The following is a 17,093-nucleotide window of genomic DNA, read 5'->3' as shown; positions in this document are numbered from 1 at the left end:
TTCTATCAGGATGGCCGGACTCTGTAGTAAAGCGTCGTTGGGTCTTGCCTGAGGTGACAAAGGCTAACAGAGCAGATACCAGCGAGCGTCAGCATCTGTCCATCTGCCGCCTATCACGGCGTGTAGCTGTCGGCCAGTCTCAGCCAAAGACGAGATGAGCTAGGCTTCCGGCATCATTCCTCAAGGACGACCGCTATGCCAGATAACTCAGACTGCAAGATCGCCACGGCGGACGCTCTGACATTGCTCCTCCACAACCAGCACGCCTTAAGTGCAGCTATAGAAGAAATAACCAAGTGGCTCTCAGAAAATGGGGTAGGAAGCGTCGCCGCTAATGCGATGTCGGCTATGGAAACGCTGGACACTAATGCTCAAGCCATCACAGATTCCATTTTGAGGATACGCCAGTCATAAATTACTCAGCGCAAGACTGCCCTCTGATTTGGATGCACCCCGATTTTGTAGACACAATTGACTGGCGGCTATGGGACGTTCTCTGCGGCTCATGGTGACAAAGCGGTTTGGTCATTGACATGTCGATGCTTCGGGTAATCTTGCGTCGGCGGAGCCAGCGCCAGAACCACTCTATAGTCGCTCTATAATTCCCTATAAAGCCTATTCGTAAAAAGGTAAGTGTATGAGAAATAACCATTTCTGATGTCTGTAGCGGTCAAATGGGCAGGCCGCGTGCTCAATGCAGCTTCGAAGCTCAAGTGCCTCGGGTTTTTCCCGCCTCGATCCTTTCAAGCAGCATCGGCAATATCTCGGCGGCAGCCCCTATCAGCATGAATTCCCTGTTTTCACCCATTGCAACGTCGGTCTTGTTCACATGAATAACCGAAGCTCCAGACTCCAACGCGAGGTCGGGAAGGCCTGCGGCAGGCATGACGATTCCAGAGGTGCCGACTGAGATCAGAAGATCGCAATCCTTTACTAGTTGGACTGCGGCCTTCCAAGCCTGGGTTGGCAGATCCTCTCCGTACCAGATCACCGCAGGTCGCATTTTGCCGTTACAGCGCTTACACCTAGGAGGTTCGACCAGAGCACCCTCAACCGGCAGTGTTGATTGATCTGGTGGCACAACAGCGGGCCGATGACAGGCGAAGCACTTGGGCATTACCAAACTGCCATGTAAATGAACCACATTTAATGAGCCCGCTCGCTCATGGAGGTCGTCAATATTCTGGGTGATGACAGAAACATGGCGCAGTAAGTTGGCCATGTGAGGTATCGCAAGATGAGCAGCATTTGGCTCTGCTTGAGCGACCCGGAGCCGCCGCCACAGATACCATCCCCAAATCAATGGTGGATTTTCCCGAAAGGCCTTGGCCGTCTCTAGATCCCTCGGATCGTACCCTGCCCAGATTCCAGAAAGTTTTTCGCGGTACGTGGGGATACCGCTTTCAGCGGAGATACCGGCACCAGTGAAAAAGACCACCTTTGTGGCCTTCTGTAGTACGTCTACAGCTTGCTCTATGATCGTCATGGTACGAATCTGCTCCTACCTTCCCGCTTTGCGTCAAGTATCTATCGTGATGCATTATTGAGCTTATGGTTCGGCGCCTAAATCGCTCGTTGATACCCTAACGGATAAGGAAAACTCAGAATACTCGATTACCCATCGGGCCCAAGTTGTTCGAAGAGGGCCATTCGCGGGAGAGACCCCGGTGCAGAAGAATACGCATATCCTTTTCCTTGATTTTGATGGCGTCTTACACCCCGACGCCGTCTACTTGTCTCGCCAAGGGCCGATACTGAAGTCCGAGGGTACGCTTTTTATGTGGGTGCCGATTCTTGCCAATCTTCTTGACGACTTTCCGATCATCTCATTGGTATTGAGCACCAGTTGGGTTCGTCATCTTGGATACAAGCGAGCATTAGGCTACCTACCTATCGAGCTGCGAGAGCGAGTTATCGGTGCCACGTGGCACAGCTCAATGGCCAAAGGCTGGGCGGATGACAGCCAATGGGACGGGAAGACAAGATACGACCAGATCTGCCGCTACGCTGCTCGCTCGCAGATTCAGCACTGGATCGCCCTTGATGATGATGTAGAAGGATGGGCAGAGAGTTCAGCGCAACATCTCATTGCCTGTGCACCGAACCTAGGACTCAGTTCCGCCCAGACCCAAGCGGAGCTTCAAAGACGTTTGGGGGAAATGTGTTCAAACCTAGGCTGATTTTGTGAACCGCCTGTTCAGCTTCCGAACGTTAAGGAGTAAAGGCAGCGCTAAATGCTGCTAAGCACGAAGAGCGGAATGGGTTAGTACCCGCTAATCCTCGCGTAAAGAAGAAAACCCTTTCGGGTCGGTAGTGGCGAGAAGTTTTGACTCATGGTCCGGCGTGTTCCAACGAGACCTGAGGTTGAGTAGGAATATCACAATGGGCTGGCGGGGGGGCTTTTCATGAGAACCCCCATGTAGCGACGCAGACTTACGCCACCAGTTGCAGCTTGGAAGAAAGCTGCAGGAAGTCCTTCGGCATGGTTGCCATTATCGCAGCTACCTGGCGCTTAGGTAGATTTGCGACCAGCAACGCTTCAAGCTTTTCGAGCTTGCTCTGGATGCAGGAGGATCGATCCCATTGGACACTAAAACGCTTCGTCGCAACTTTTTGCTCGATGAGCACGAGGTAGCGATCTTGGTTATACGTGTAACGCATCGTCACATTACTCGGCCGCTCGCCTTCATCTACTTCCTGAAACGTGATCTCGAATACCACGCCGTCGGCTGTTTTTTTCGACTTCGATTCGAGATAGCAGTCCTCAAAAATGTTGTCAACGAGGTCGCTGGGCTGCACACCAAGGGTAATGTGGAGAGTCGTCAGCTCGTCAACCAGCGATTTGATGATTTCCAGGCTCATTTCAACATTGCCCTCAGCTCCTTCATGATGACTTCAACATGCTCAATCGATTTGGTGAGCGAGCTGTTGTCGCGATCGGCAACCCTGCCGAATTTTTTGGCAAGCTTGGTATTGATAAAGCTCACCAGTATACCGTCGTTCGGAGTGGTTGCATTTATCATAGGCAAGTGTGGCGCGAATATCCGATAAAGCGTTGAGGATTTTTCATCAATGCCTCGGTCACTTAGCAGCGTTGCTACTTCGTCCTGTGCTTTTTTAGTGAGAATTTCCCGCAGCTGCTTTCGCGCCATCTCTGGTCGTTTGGCAAGCAGATTGGGGTCAATCACCTCTTGGGCGGCTTTCTTGGTCTCTGCTTGAACTAGCACGCTTCGAAGCTTAGCCAGGGTCTCTTCGTCATAGCCCTCAATCCCTGGCCAAGTTTCGATCGTCTTGCTGGCAATCAAGTCGATTTCAGCGCGCTTATCGGAGAAAATTTTGTTGAAATCGAGATCGCTTAGGTACGAGTCTTGATCACTAACAAATGCACTAGATGACTGGACACCCGCAAGGGACTGCTCTCTTCGAACGTAGTCGAGCTCGGTGATCGCATACTCTTTGGTCCGCTGATGCTGGGCTCTATCTACCTCCTGCTGGAAGTCAGTCCACATCAGATCCAGCCCGGTTTCTTCGTGGTAGATCACCACAGCGTTATTGTCGATCTCAAACGCTTCGATCTCCTCGTCTGGGATGGCGCGCAGCACCCGACCGACGATCTGAGCGAATGCGTTTAAGCTGCGATAGGGGCGGAAGATAGCGAGAATAGTGAGATAGCGGTGATCATAGCCTTCCATCAGCATGTTCACTGAAATCACCACATCGCATTCGTGGTTGTCCACGACGCGGAACGCTGCCTCCAGGTCTTGGGTCTCCATCGAGCTATGGACGATAGCTGTTCTCTGACCCCCTGCCTCGTACCACAGGCGAAGGTCGTTTGCATGGCTGATACTGCAGCCGACGGCGAGAATCTTATGGGGGACGTTTGGCGACGCCTTTCGTAGCTCGTTGAGGTTATGAATACTCTGGTTGATCACGTCCAAAGAGCATTCCTTGGAAAGTGCAACGCTGCGTGAAACCCACTCCATATCCTTAAATTTTAAGACTTCGTCCTTGGAGTATTTCCGCCCAGGTTCCTCTGCAAGTGTGAAGTACAGCTCGTGGGCATTTACAGTCTCTTTCCGCAACCATTTGACGTACCTATCTCTCATCACCTCGGAGAGCGGTGTTGCGTGGATCAGTTTGCCAGGGACTTCCTGCTTGTCGCCTCGAAATGGAGTACCAGTGACAAAGATCTTTTTTGCCGATGAAAAATGAGCCAGCGTCTTCTGCCAGCTGTCTGCTGGCGCATGGTGCCCCTCATCAATGATGATCAGGTCAAAAAAATCAGACTTCACGCGATTCGTCAGGGCGGACTCGCGCTCGCTATGGACCTGCTGAATATTCGAGTAAACGAAATGGCTTTGCTCCAAGCTGCTGATCAACGTCTGCGAGTTGTATTCGCAGGTTGCGGGGAGATCATCAGCATTGAAGATCACGTCGTAATTGATCCAGAAATTGTCTTCCAGCAGGTCTTGGGTCTTTCGAATGCTCTGCTTTGTCACGAGGTTGGGTGTAATGATGAGCACTCGTCCTTTTGCGAGGCCAAACGGGACTATCGAGATCAACCCAGTCTTGCCTGTTCCTGTAGGCAAGACAATCAAAGCGTCTTCGTTCGGGTTATTTGAAAAATGCTCTTGTGCCTTGATGTAAGCCTCAATTTGAGGAGTACGAAGCTTATTGTTTCCAAGGATGTTAACGGCTGTATCGAAGAAGTAATTCATAGAAATCTCTAAGATTTTCTGAAAAAACACTCTGCCGTGAGTCCAGAGGCCGACAGAGCTGTGCCGCTGAGACGAACAGCTTGGAGGTCGGGTAAACAGAGGGAGGTGGGGTGTAATGAATCTTCCCTGTTTCTGCTACCGGAGCTAGCGCCTGGCGTGTCCATTAGCGGCATTGGCTATAGACGTATATTTAGCACAGTGGCAGATTGAAACCACGTCAACGCGCAGAAATAAATCAGGACCGCTGTAGATGGCCGATCTCACGTGGCAAAAGCGGCTGGAACGCGCAACCGATCGAGTCAGATCTCTTTGCGCTTAGCGGTATTGCCCATGTTTTGTCGGTCCGGGCTCAGGCAGGCCAGACTGTCTGCCTGCATACTCCAAGGGCTAGGGCTCGACAACATCCTCCATTTCGCAACGGCATCACCATCAAGGATGTGGAAATGCAACTCACACGCGTCGCCATACGAAATTTCCGAAACTTCAAAGATCTCGACGTTCCTCTCAGTGGCAATATCGTCGTTGTAGGCGAGAACCGCGTGGGGAAAAGCAACCTTCTCTATGCCCTTAGATTGCTCTTCGATCCTAGTCTTCCGGATAGTGCGCGCCAGTTGGGACAGGGTGACTTCTGGGATGGCTTAGGCGAGCCATTGGAAGATGAAAAGATCACTATTCTCGTTGAAATTCAAGACTTTGAAGAGGATGTGGATCTGCTCGCGATGCTGACAGACTATCGTCTGGATGATGACCCTGACACGGTTCGACTCACCTACGAGTTGCGGCCCATCCCAAACCTTGGCCGGTTCCCGGCCTCGGATGAGGATTATGAGTTCATCTGCTTTGGCGGCGAGGCTGAAAGAAAGCGCTTCGCTCATGACCTTCGTCGCCGCATCACCATGGATACACTGCCCGCACTACGAGACGCGGAGGGTGATCTGGCAATGTGGCGGCGTTCACCGCTGCGCCCGCTCATTGAGCGAGCTTTTTCGGAGGTCAGTCGCGACGAACTCGGTGAGGTTCAGGAAGCGATCAGGGCAGCGACCAACGATCTTACGCAGTTCGACCCCGTGAGAACGCTGGAAGAAAATCTCGGAGCCATGTACGCATCAATGAGTGGGCCCAATCAGGATATTGAGCCCCGCTTAGGCTTCAGTACCATCGACATCACTCGCCTTTATCGCAACGTGAAACTGTTGATCGATGGTGGTTTGCGAACGATCAGCGAGGCGAGCCTCGGCTCCGCAAACGTCGTGTTTCTGAGTCTGAAAACGCTCGAATTGCAGCAGTTGATGAATGAAAACCGACGAGATCACACACTCCTTGGTATTGAAGAGCCCGAAGCTCATCTTCATCCCCACCTTCAACGATCCGTTTATCGACACCTATTCGAAGAGTTTGGCGGCGCAGGAGATGAGCGACTGTCAATCCTTCTGACGACACATTCCCCCCACATTGCGAGCGTCGCCCCCTTGCGATCGCTCATGCTGCTGCGTGAGACCCGTCATGAAGGGACGGTAGGACGATCCTCGGCTGAATTGAGGCTGACTGACAAAGACGAAAAAGACCTGGCCCGATACCTGGATGTGACACGCGCGGAAATGCTGTTTGCGCGGGGAATCATTCTCGTAGAAGGCGATGCAGAAAAATTCTTGCTACCCGTTTTCGCGAAGTCGCTTGGCTACGACCTTGATCATCTTGGCATCACGATCTGCTCTGTGTCGGGCACTAACTTTCAACCCTATGTGAAGTTTTTGACTGCTCTGGAAATACCATTCTCAGTGATGACGGACTGGGATCCGCGTGCAGCCGCGCAGCCACTTGGGTTCAATCGTGCATTGGAGTTGGTTCGAACCATCTTGCGTATACGGAGCGGTCGAGAGCCTAGAAGGATTATTGCTGCACTCAGGGCCTTGAGCTTCGGCGATTTTGAAACCCGGTGTGATGGGTACGGAGTGTTCACGAATATGGACACGTTAGAAGTCGACCTCTTTGAGGAAGGTGATTTCATAGCTCCTATTCTCGCCACATTGCGCGATGAAAATTTGAGTGAGGAGCGAACTGCCTGGGTAGATGGCTGGGAGGATGACCCAGATACTCTCGATATCGGCAACTACCTCAAGCTCATAGAAACGGTAGGCAAAGGCAGGTTCGCTCAGCGGCTAGCCTCTCGTGTTGCCGGCCTAGAGCCCCCTCGTTACATACAGTCAGCCATTGAGTTCGTGGTGCGAAGTGTCAGATAAAACTTCATACCTTATCGCTGCGCAAAGCCTGCGTGCAAATGCAGGTCAGTGGGCGGCTTACGAGTCTCTTGGGCATTGCGTCGTCCTCGCAGGGCCTGGCAGTGGCAAGACAAAGACCCTCACCATCAAGATGGCGCGATTACTTGCAGAAGATATTGCAGAGCCCCGTGGAGTTGCCTGCATCACATTTAATAACGAGTGCGCTCGGGAATTAGAAAGCCGGTTGAGTGATCTTGGCGTTGAGCCAAGCCGCCGAATATTCATCGGAACGGTCCACTCCTTCTCCCTTACTCAAATAATCCTTCCGTACGCTCGGGTCGCCAGACTCGGATTACCAGATAACTTCCGTGTCGCGACCAAAAGCGAGCGGGGCCAGGCATTGCGAGCTGCTCTCGGCGACATGGGCGAAAATCCAGAGCCCTTGAGGGAGTGGGAGGCGCGAATGAATAGCTATAGACGGTCGATTTTGGATCGAAGTCGACCGGAGTGGCTGGACGTTAACCCTGAGCTTGCGCGCTTGGCCGAACTTTATGAAGGACGGCTCCGGCGTATGAGTTTGATCGACTATGAGGATATGCCCCTGCTGGCTCTGAGGGCGCTTCGTGAGAACCAGTGGCTTCGGAGCGCCCTGTTGGCAAAATTTCCGGTCCTCATTGTTGATGAATACCAGGACTTAGGCAGCGCTTTACACCGAATGGTCATTGGCTTGTGCTTCTCCACTGGAATGCGATTATTCGCGGTAGGTGATCCTGATCAATCTATTTATGGCTTCAACGGTGCTCGACCGGATCTATTACGACTACTCTCGGAACGTCATGGCGTGAAGACGGTACGACTGCGCTTGAACTACCGTTGTGCGACTCGAATTGTGGCAGCGTCTGGGGCTTTACTCGACGAAGCGCGAGACTATGGCGCAGTGACGGGCGCGCCTGCTGGTGAGGTGTTTTTTCATCCCTTGCGAGGGCGATATGAGGGGCAGGCCTCTGTACTTATCAATGAGCTCTTGCCTCAGGCTCTTGTTCGCCACCCGGACCTTCGGCTTGGAGATGTCGCGATCTTGTACCCTGCGGCGTGGTTGGGCGACACATTGGTTCCCGCTATCCAGCAAGCTGGCTTGCCGTTCATTCGCACAGATACCAATGCTCTGTATTCGCGCTCCAGTAGATTAATGCACTGGCTGGAGCAATGCGCCATATGGTGTTGCGGAGGGTGGAAGACCGGATCCCCACTTTTTTCACGACTGACCAATGCTGGGAAGCGTTTGTTTTCCGATGCAATTCACTCTGAAACCCAAGCGGCTGAGTTCCATCGGGGATTGATCACGAAGCTATGGACCTCGCGTGAGGGCGCGCTGCCGCTACTGGAATGGCTAACTGATTTTCGCGACCGGCTTCTAGATCCCCTCGGCGCACGATGCTCAGATCTAGCTGAAGAGTTGACGATATTGGCTGACTTCATCGAGCGGATCTCGCCGGACGGGGACAGTCATGGCATGTGTCTCGCAAATTTAGCCGGTCAGAGTGAGGGGAGAGATAGCTTGAATCTTTCGTCTCTGCATAGTGCCAAGGGCCGAGAGTTTCCCGTGGTATTTATGTTTGGGTCCGACGTCGGAAGGTTGCCCCGTGACGGCAGTACTGATCTGGAGGTCGCCGAAGCACGCCGAGTCTTCTACGTAGGGCTTACACGTGCTGAAGTCGAGATCCATATGGTTTACACCCAGGGACGCGCGTCACGATTTGTGAGTGAGGTGCAACGCCGCATCGAAAACGGTGTTTAGCCTCGTCACGTGCATTACTCCACCAATCAAAATCGATCACGATAGGTCAGTGGCGGGTGACTGATTCTCCTGGATAGTGGATAAAGTTTTAGCCTTTCATGTCACTTGCACCGATAGGATTTTTGCAATGGCATCGCAGAAGCCTGGCTTGTGTATTTGCCTTCCAGTAGCGTCTATAACCTCTCCCCGATTTCCAATCGATAATCCGAGAAGCCTGAGAGTTACAGGCTCAATCGCAGCTTTAAGCGCAGCCAACTCCGCGCCATTCAAGGTTTGCTGTGTTGTAAAGGCTAGCGCTGCCGCGTTGCTCAATATTATTGGAGCACTGCTCTGCCTATTTTTTCGTCCCTCCTTCGACTTTAGGGCTCGCAGCTCCTTGGCCAGCAAAGTAACGCTCATACGTAGCACTGGGTCTGCGATATTCTCGATCCAATCATTAGGGCGCGGATCCTTTTTATCTGGCACCGAAATCGTTTTCCACGCTTGGATAAGCTCTCGATAGTGCAAGCCAGATGAATTGACGATGGATTTTTCGCCGGGCATGGGTAACCCACGATCTTCGCCTAAAGTAATGATGGATTTATAAGAGAAGTCGGAGGAATTACGCTCATATAGCAATCTGCAGGCTTCATTTAAAGCTTCCAAGCTGCGCTTACGGCGGCTGTCTTTAGCTTCATTCATAAGTCGCTCGTATACTTCGATCGGTAATGTCAGCAGCTCACTCATGGCATTTCAACTCGTGATTAAGTGAATGACTGGCAGCATGTAAAAGTAGAGTTTGAATCTCCGTGGAAATGCGCGTCAGTTTGGGTTCGTGCGCGTCAATATCAAGCAGCATCAATTCACCGGAAAACAGATCCTCTATCCGCTCCCAAGAACCAAGGCGCTCTATGAGCAACGTGTTAAGCTCGTTCACAACGATTAGTTTTTGTTCGTCTGTAAGTCGGAACATAGCTGGAGCTAGGTTGTTGTTCTCTGCCATTCTGTCTATAGCTTGGGAGATAAGAGGGAGCGCTCGTGAAGGGTTTGATGATTGATAAATTGTTGCGTTCTGACATATTTCAGCTAAAAGATGATACTGCGTTCTAGATTCGTCAATGGCCACGCCAATCTCCTGAAGTTCCCCTGTGATGATCAGCCTAATTTTTTCGCAGCTCTCGGCGGTTTCATTTTTGTCTTTGATTAACTTAAGGCAACTTTGGACGTAGTGATTAATGGCTGCGTAGTCGGTCAGCAAACTATCAAGTTTTCCACCACTCTGCTGCTCGTTGGCGATCGCTTGCTTGCGTTGCGATTGTTTTAAATCGATCGCGTGCGCCTGGCAGGCGTCATAGTATTCCTGTTCTAATGTTACGACTGTTGCGGCATAATTTTGGAAGCGCCCACTTTCAATATGAATTTCTAGCGCAATTTCGTTAGCAAGTGCTACCAGTCCCGCTAAGAAAGGAATTCCGGTTATAAAAAATCTGCAGCGCAGGCAATTCTTTTGCCCGAGATAGCCTGCTTCAACGGAGCCATACATTTTCTGCCGCTTTCGCTCGTGCTGAAGTTCACCACCCATATGACAAGCCGCCGCCGACATTGGGCAGATTCCCCAATCAAATACAACACACGCTGAATTCGACACATCATTTTCGATAAGAGAGCGATTTCCATCCGTGGCTATTAGAGCGCTCTGAATTGGACGCAAGCCTTGAATCCTGACTTTCTCACAATTACGCTCTGTGGTTATTTGGGCGGCACGCTTTTCGGTTTCGCCCATTGTGCGCCTCATCTGCTCGCCGTTCAGCCTTGTGTAATAGATCATCATAACTAGCGAAGTATGACCTACCAATTTTGACATCAAGTGGATGGGGGCTTCGCCGTCTACGATAAAGGCAGTTATTAAACTGACTCGCAGGCTATGTGGTGTATAGGGGGTGATGTAGCGCGGGCCGCTGATTTTGTCGTTTTCCACAGCGAGATTTTCACCCTCACGCTGAATTTTATAGAGTAGCGTAGGCAACGAACTTTCGAAGGCTGTATGAGTACCAAGCGGTCGTCCCGAAGAATCTACACGAAAGAGAAAGCATTGGGTTCCTCGTGCTTTCAAAATCTTTTTATTGGTCTTTAAGCGTTCCTTCAACGATAGCCAGGGCGTCGGCTCCTTTAGTGTGTTGTATTTAGCTTGCCAATTCCGCAGTAACACGAACCAGTAGACCAGCTCATCAGGTATCCACTCTACATAGTAACCCCCATCGCGACGTCCTGTTTTATTAGTGGTTACATATAAATTTGGTAAATTTTTATACCCGCGTTGGATGACCCCCTGTGGGCAACGTTTTTTACTCCCTTTTCCCGCTAACGAACCGGAGTTATTTTCCCATCGTACATTGGTACTCTCTGCATCCAGAACAGCAACTTCGTCATCGGCTTCGCCGCTATCGAGCCAGAGAATTTGTTGGCCACGTAATGGCAAGCGTAGTAGCGTATAGATAGCCAAAAATCGTACGGGTGACCAAATTTGGTAAATGTCGGTCTTTTGGCGTTCTCCATCGACGAGGCGAAAGACACCTTTTATTAAGCGCCAGACGCAGTTTGGATCGGCATAGTCAATGCGGGACTCATCAATTTCCATCCAGTCGGAATCAAAAAAGGTTTGAAGGTGTGCCAAGTCCTTTAGTGTGGGTCGACTTTGTAAGGCTTGCTCGCCGTTCGGCACAAGGAATCGGCGCGCCCTTAATATAAATTCGTAACCGAGTACGGCTTTTGTGGATTCGTTTGGTCTGTAAAATTGCAAACTATCCGCATACCCGGCAAGAACCGATTCGAACGGATTACGATAGATGGGAAGTATATTGCGCTCATCGGAAGTTACGTCGGTGCAGTATTCGTTAAGTACCCATTTGAAAAATGCAGTAATGGCGCTATGTGTCGACCTTTTTGTGGAGTCGGCCTGAGCTTCAATGAATTGTTGATAAGCTTCTACATTGAATGGATTTTCTCGAAGCATTATGTGTTTTGGGTCGTCAGGTACGCCTTGGGGATTAAGATAGCCATGCAAAAAAAGTTTCAAGGCAAATATTTTTTTAGTTAGGTTGGTTTCATTATCTAACCACCTTTCCACGTCAGACCATATTTTGGGGTATTCTGGAGATATTTCTAGCGGCTTTTTTGTTCCTAGAAAGTCGGAATAACCCGTCCAGCCGATTTGGGAATAGATAACATCTGGATTAGAAGGTAGCTTTGAATCTACGCGATAACGTTTTTGGTAGTCTTTCTGGCTCTTCGCACCCAGCGTTTGTGCGGCCGTTTGCGCCTCAATATAGGTAGCATAGAAGCTCCGTTGCTCTATACCCAGAAAATCGCTCCACCCTCTCCAGCCTAGCTCAGCATAAAACTGTAAGGGATCGGCAGGCAACTTTTCATCATTGCGACGTTGCTTTCGGTAATCACTAGTGCTTTTAACGCCTAATGCGGCGGCCGCGGTTTGTGCTTCTGTATAATTTTCATATAAGGACGGCTTTTCCTTACCTAAAAACTCGTACCAGTCTGTCCAACCATATTTGGCGTATTGCGACGCAGGGCTTGCAGGAAGCCTAGGGTCTTCCCGAAAACACGCTGAGTAATCTTTACCGTCTTTTATGTCGAGGGCGCGAGTTGCCGATTGCGCCTCGACATACGTGGGGTATATCGCATGTTTTTTTTTGCCCAGGAACGTGTACCAATCTATCCAGCCAGTATCAGCGTAGACTCGACTCGGATTTGCAGGCAGCATTGGATCTAGTCGATAGTATTTTTGATACTCATGAATAGTCTTCAATCCCATCGCTTGGGATGCAAACTCTGCCTCGGCGTAGCCGGGGTAAAAGTCGCGCTTTTCCTTACCTAAGAAACTGTACCAGTCGACCCATCCACCATCAGCGTAAAAAAGTTGTGGGTTGATGGGCAGCATAGGGTCGTCGCGATAGCGCGTCCGATAGTCCACCACATTTGTGATCCCCAATTCCTGGACTGCAGACTGCGCATCGCTGTAAGTGGCATAGAACGGGCCTTTTTCTTTTCCCAAAAAATCGTGCCAATCAGTCCAACCAGTACCGGCATAGCTCTGATTAGGATTAGAGGGCAACCTCGGGTGTTCGAAGTAACGCCGTTGGTAATCATCACGATTAGCGAAGCGCATAGCTTGAGCAGCCGTTTGCGCCTCATTGTAGGAGGGGTATAGATCGCGTTTTTCGTTCCCTAGAAATGCGTACCAGCTCTCCCAGCCTGATAGCGCATAGACGATCTCAGGATGGCGTCGTAGCAGAGGGTCTCTCCGGTACCGTGCGTAGTACTCGTCGCAACCGGTGATGCCTAGTGCTCGCGCAGCAGCCTGCGCTTCGGTGTAGGTGGCGTAGACAGTTGCCCGGACTACTCCCAAAAAGTCATACCAGTCGATCCAGCCGGCGACGACGTAGTACTTATGGGGATTGGCTGGTAACTTTCCGTCTAATTTGTGGCGTGCTTTGTAATCGCGCATGCTCCTAATGCACAATATTTTAGCGGCTAACTGTGCCTCGGAATAAGTGGCATATAAAGTTTGTTTTTCTTTACCTAGAAACTTGTACCAGTCCGTCCAGCCCGTGTTTCTATAATAGTCAAATGGTTGGTTTGGTAATCTTGGATCTTGTGAAAATCGCTCGCGGTAATCCTGCGCGCTTTTAATTCCTAAAGACCGAGCGGCAACTTGCGCATCTTCGTATGTTGTGTACAGGTTGGCTTTTTTTATTTCTAGGAAGTCATACCAACTACACCAGCCAGCTCCGACATAGGCTTTATCAGGATTACTAGGTAAGCCAGGACGCTCTTTATAGCGCGCCTGGTAGTCACTTATACTCTCAACTTTCAACGTTTTGGCCGCCGCTTGTGCCTCAGCATATGACGCAAACCGTTTTTCTTTGAAAAAAAATTGGTACCAATTAGTCCAGCCTACATTGGCATATACACTAGAAGGGTGGCGCGGCAGCTTTGGGTCGTTTCGGTAGTTTCTTTGGTAGTCAATCGAATTCTCGATACCCATAGCTTGTGCTGCCAATTGTGCTTCGGCATACGTAGCATAGAATGGTGATTTGTCTTTCCCCAGGAAGTCGTACCAATTGGTCCATCCGATATTGGCATAGAACTTGTTTGGTTGGTAATGAAGTCCGGGATATTGCCTAAAGGTCCGCAGATAAGCTTTCCTAGTTTTGATACCTAAGGATTGTATAATTGATTGTGCTTCGGCGTATGTGGCAAAAAACGGTGACTGTTCTTTTCCTAAGAAATCATACCAATCTATCCATCCTGAACTGGCATAGGTGAGGTGAGGATTTGAAGGTAATTTTGGATGATTCTTGTAACGCGCCCTGTAGTCACTCATGGTTTTGATGCCCAGCGCTTGAACTGCTGCTTGTGCTTTTGCGTAGGTGGTAAAAACGCCACGCTTTTTTCTGCCCAAAAACTGGGGCCAGTTCGTCCAGCCTTTACCGGCATAGGTAGTATCAGGATTTCTCGGTAGACTTGGATCGTCTTTGTAGTGAGCTATGTAGTCAGTTTTATACCTAATACCTAATGCAATTGCCGCCGAGCGCGCTTCGAAGTAAGTTGAATATACAATGCGTTTTGCGTTGCCGAAAAAAGTGTACCAGTTTACCCAGCCAGCACCGGCATAGAAGCTATCAGGAGCAGCAGGAAGCCTAGGGTGGTGCTGGCGGCTCGCGTTGTAATCCTGCTTACTTTTATTGCCGAGGGCCTCGATTATTTTTTTTGCCTCGGTGTAGGAGTAAAAGTACGTTTTCTTTCGAGGCATAATTATCACCTCTTACTTGTGTTAAGAGTCGCGTCATCTATGTGCTGCTCTTGAAGCTGCAGCTCTACATTGCACAGGCTTCGACGTATTTGAATCGCTGATGGCTCTGTATAGGTTTGGCTCGATATAATAGATGCATGGTGCATAGCGTTTTTAATCAGTAGCGGATCGGCACCATTTCCAGCTAGGCGTTGACCATAGGCATGTCGATGGCCATGTGGAGTGGTGCCCTGAAGCTTGCCGTACTCCAGGCCTATACGTTCAATCGCCAACTTATGAGCTTTGCGAAACATGCGGTGTGAATAAGGCTGGCCGTTCCTGTTGGTAATCGCATATGGGTGGGTCTCGCCTGCGATTGGCTTCGCTCGTTGCTTTAGGTGGTAGTCCCGCCAAAGCGCCGCGAAGACAAGCCCGGCGCTGTGTGGAAAGAAGTACACCTCGAAACAGCGCTTATGTGGATCTGTAAGCAGACAGTTTTTCCAGCCTAGGAAAAGCGGATCCGTAGCTTTTACTAAAGTATTTCTCGGCTGTAGTCCATAACGCTGCTGCAGGATATCTGAACGTTTGGTTCCGTCTTCCGTTCTGCCGTATTGAGGATGAAACACACGGACAATGACTTCCCCACCCTCAATACTAACATCGTCACTCCACAGCGATAGTGCTTCTGACAACCTCAGACCACCAAAGTGCATCAGATACGTAATAAGTGAGTTCCGAAGATCGGTCGATCCACGCGTATCCCGTATGCGCCTTCGAAATCCCTCTTCTAACAAAACTCCAAACTTTTCTTCCGGAAATGCTTTGGCTGGAGTTTGGCGATTAATAGGAAGTGTCAATGCACGATTTAAGCGCGAATATCCCGTCGGATCTCCCCGCCAAAGATGCGATAAGAAAGAGTTATCTCTCCTATGTGAATATGCAGCCCAATTCAGCCGCTGCTCGTGTCTAGACGCTTCCTTCCATGGATTCAGCTGAAGATCGGAGTTTTCATTAAATGAGGACAACCAATCGGAAAAGCGTGTGATATGACCAATTAGCTTACTCGCGTCCTCGGGTTGCCGAGGGTGCCACCAAAGGCCTGACGGATCGTTGAATCTCTCTATCGTGCCGGTGAAAAGCGCCGTTGAAAATTCCGAAAATAAGGCTTTTGGCGTAACAGACGCGCTTTGATTGGCCTCCATGTACTCCAAGAGCAGTTGAACTGCGTAAGTCGCTGAGTCTTGCCATGAGCGACTTTTGAGGCGGTTGAGATGAATGTAGCGAGCAAATTGATCCAGCACGCCATGCTCAGTGAGGATGATTGGTAGAACATGCTGGAGGCCAGGTGTGCCAGCTATGAAGATTCTGTATTCCCGGTGGGAAACTTCCAGAATGGTTTTCATCGACCATCCACTCCATTTTTGGATTTATTGTCCTTTTATGGGGTTCCTTTGCTTAGGTCATGCGTAGGGCAAACCCATACTACGCTTGATAATAGAACGTTTGACTACTCGAAGCAGGCTAAAGACTGTTTTTTTGTGGATGATAACGGGGTAACTAATCCAGCACCTTGCGATCAAATTCCGGCAGTTCATCGAGAAACAACACGCCGTGATGGGCCAGGGTGATTTCCCCAGGTTGTGGCTTCGAACCGCCGCCCACCAGCGCCGGCCCGGACGCCGAATGGTGCGGCTGACGAAATGGCCGGTGGGGCCAGTGGCTCAACGGTGCGAGGCTGACCACCGACTGGATGGCCGCCACTTCCAGGGCTTCCTGTTCGCTCAAGGGCGGCAGCAGGCCGGGCAGGCGGCTGGCGAGCAAGGTCTTGCCGGTGCCGGGTGGCCCGCTGAACAGCAGGTTGTGGGCACCCGCTGCGGCAATCAGCAACGCGCGCTTGGCGGCAAGTTGGCCCTGCACCTCGCTCAGGTCCGGGTAAGGTTTGTTCAGGTACAGCAGCCCGTCGGACTTGTACGGCTCGATCGGCACCCGTCCATTCAGGTGTGCCACCACTTGCAGCAGATGATCCACTGCAATCACCTTCAATCCGGAGGCCAGGCACGCCTCCTCGGCATTGGCCCTGGGCACGATCACGCTGCGCCCGGCCTTGCGTGCCGCCAGCGCGGCTGGCAACACCCCTTTGACGGCCCGCACTTCGCCAGACAGGGCCAGTTCGCCAAGGCATTCAACGTCATCCAACTCCAGCGCCGGTACCTGCACGCTGGCCGCGAGAATCCCCAGGGCAATCGCCAGATCAAAACGCCCGCCGTCCTTGGGCAGGTCGGCGGGCGCCAGGTTGAGGGTGATACGGCGCGCGGGGTATTGCAGCGCGCTGTTGAGAATGGCGCTGCGCACCCGGTCCTTGCTCTCCTTGACCGCGGTCTCCGGCAGGCCCACCAGGGTCAGGGACGGCAAGCCATTGGCCATATGCACTTCGACAGTGACGGCGGGGGCTTCGACGCCGATCTGGGCGCGGCTGTGGACGATGGCGAGGGACATGCTCGTTCCTTGAAAGGGAGGGCCGCGTGCTGCGGTTTTTCAAGGGTAGACGAGGGAGGGTGAGGCGCTGTGTG

General features: G+C 51.1%; 10 protein-coding genes and 1 pseudogene. 4 read left to right on the top strand and 7 right to left on the bottom strand.

Features of this window, described 5'->3' with window-relative positions; genetic code table 11:
• Window positions 1-195 precede the first annotated feature (195 nt).
• A complete protein-coding gene (locus HBR94_RS28605) occupies window positions 196-414 on the top strand; it encodes a hypothetical protein (protein ID WP_017736579.1) in 219 nt (72 codons plus the stop codon).
• A gap of 295 nt (window positions 415-709) precedes the next feature.
• On the opposite strand, the gene HBR94_RS09335 is transcribed toward HBR94_RS28605, so the two are convergent.
• Window positions 710-1,486, bottom strand: coding sequence for an NAD-dependent protein deacylase (locus HBR94_RS09335; protein ID WP_170044570.1), 777 nt, complete (start codon window positions 1,484-1,486; stop codon window positions 710-712).
• 181 nt (window positions 1,487-1,667) lie between these two features.
• On the opposite strand from HBR94_RS09335, the gene HBR94_RS09330 reads away from it, so the two are divergent.
• A complete protein-coding gene (locus HBR94_RS09330) occupies window positions 1,668-2,180 on the top strand; it encodes an HAD domain-containing protein (protein ID WP_170044568.1) in 513 nt (170 codons plus the stop codon).
• Window positions 2,181-2,433: 253 nt separating this feature from the next.
• On the opposite strand, the gene HBR94_RS09325 is transcribed toward HBR94_RS09330, so the two are convergent.
• Window positions 2,434-2,862 carry a hypothetical protein gene (locus HBR94_RS09325; protein WP_170044566.1) on the bottom strand — a complete coding sequence of 143 codons (429 nt, stop codon included), beginning with the start codon at window positions 2,860-2,862 and terminating at the stop codon, window positions 2,434-2,436.
• Window positions 2,859-4,718 (bottom strand): DEAD/DEAH box helicase family protein, encoded by a 1,860-nt coding sequence (locus tag HBR94_RS09320; protein ID WP_170044564.1) that lies wholly within the window; start codon window positions 4,716-4,718, stop codon window positions 2,859-2,861. The genes HBR94_RS09325 and HBR94_RS09320 overlap by 4 nt, the downstream gene beginning before the upstream one ends.
• Before the next feature lie 443 nt (window positions 4,719-5,161).
• Between HBR94_RS09320 and HBR94_RS09315 the strand changes: the two genes are divergently transcribed.
• Both HBR94_RS09315 and HBR94_RS09310 read left to right on the top strand, forming a co-directional pair.
• Window positions 5,162-6,958, top strand: a complete 1,797-nt coding sequence (locus HBR94_RS09315) for an AAA family ATPase (RefSeq protein ID WP_170044562.1) — start codon at window positions 5,162-5,164, stop codon at window positions 6,956-6,958.
• Window positions 6,948-8,735: an ATP-dependent helicase gene (locus tag HBR94_RS09310; protein ID WP_170044560.1), complete on the top strand. Its 1,788-nt coding sequence runs from the start codon at window positions 6,948-6,950 to the stop codon at window positions 8,733-8,735. The genes HBR94_RS09315 and HBR94_RS09310 overlap by 11 nt, the downstream gene beginning before the upstream one ends.
• Before the next feature lie 96 nt (window positions 8,736-8,831).
• Here HBR94_RS09310 and gmtX read toward each other — a convergent pair whose 3' ends face one another.
• The 4 genes and pseudogenes from gmtX to HBR94_RS09290 all read right to left on the bottom strand — a co-directional run.
• Entirely contained in the window at window positions 8,832-9,461 is a 630-nt protein-coding gene (gene gmtX, locus HBR94_RS09305) for a gamma-mobile-trio protein GmtX (RefSeq protein WP_170044558.1), read from the bottom strand.
• Complete coding sequence (locus HBR94_RS09300) at window positions 9,454-14,544, bottom strand: VPA1269 family protein (RefSeq protein ID WP_170044556.1); 5,091 nt, start codon at window positions 14,542-14,544, stop codon at window positions 9,454-9,456. Before HBR94_RS09300 ends, gmtX begins: the two co-directional genes overlap by 8 nt.
• 5 nt (window positions 14,545-14,549) lie before the next feature.
• A complete protein-coding gene (gmtY, locus tag HBR94_RS09295; protein WP_170044554.1) occupies window positions 14,550-15,926 on the bottom strand; it encodes a gamma-mobile-trio recombinase GmtY in 1,377 nt (458 codons plus the stop codon).
• 157 nt (window positions 15,927-16,083) lie between these two features.
• A pseudogene (locus HBR94_RS09290) lies at window positions 16,084-17,019 on the bottom strand (YifB family Mg chelatase-like AAA ATPase); the annotation flags it as partial.
• Between the last annotated feature and the right edge of the window lie 74 nt (window positions 17,020-17,093).

Source organism: Pseudomonas sp. WS 5412 (genome assembly GCF_012985615.1).
Taxonomy (GTDB): domain Bacteria; phylum Pseudomonadota; class Gammaproteobacteria; order Pseudomonadales; family Pseudomonadaceae; genus Aquipseudomonas; species Aquipseudomonas shahriarae.
Note: the sequence above shows the minus strand (reverse complement) of the source record. Positions and strands in the feature narration are given on the sequence as shown.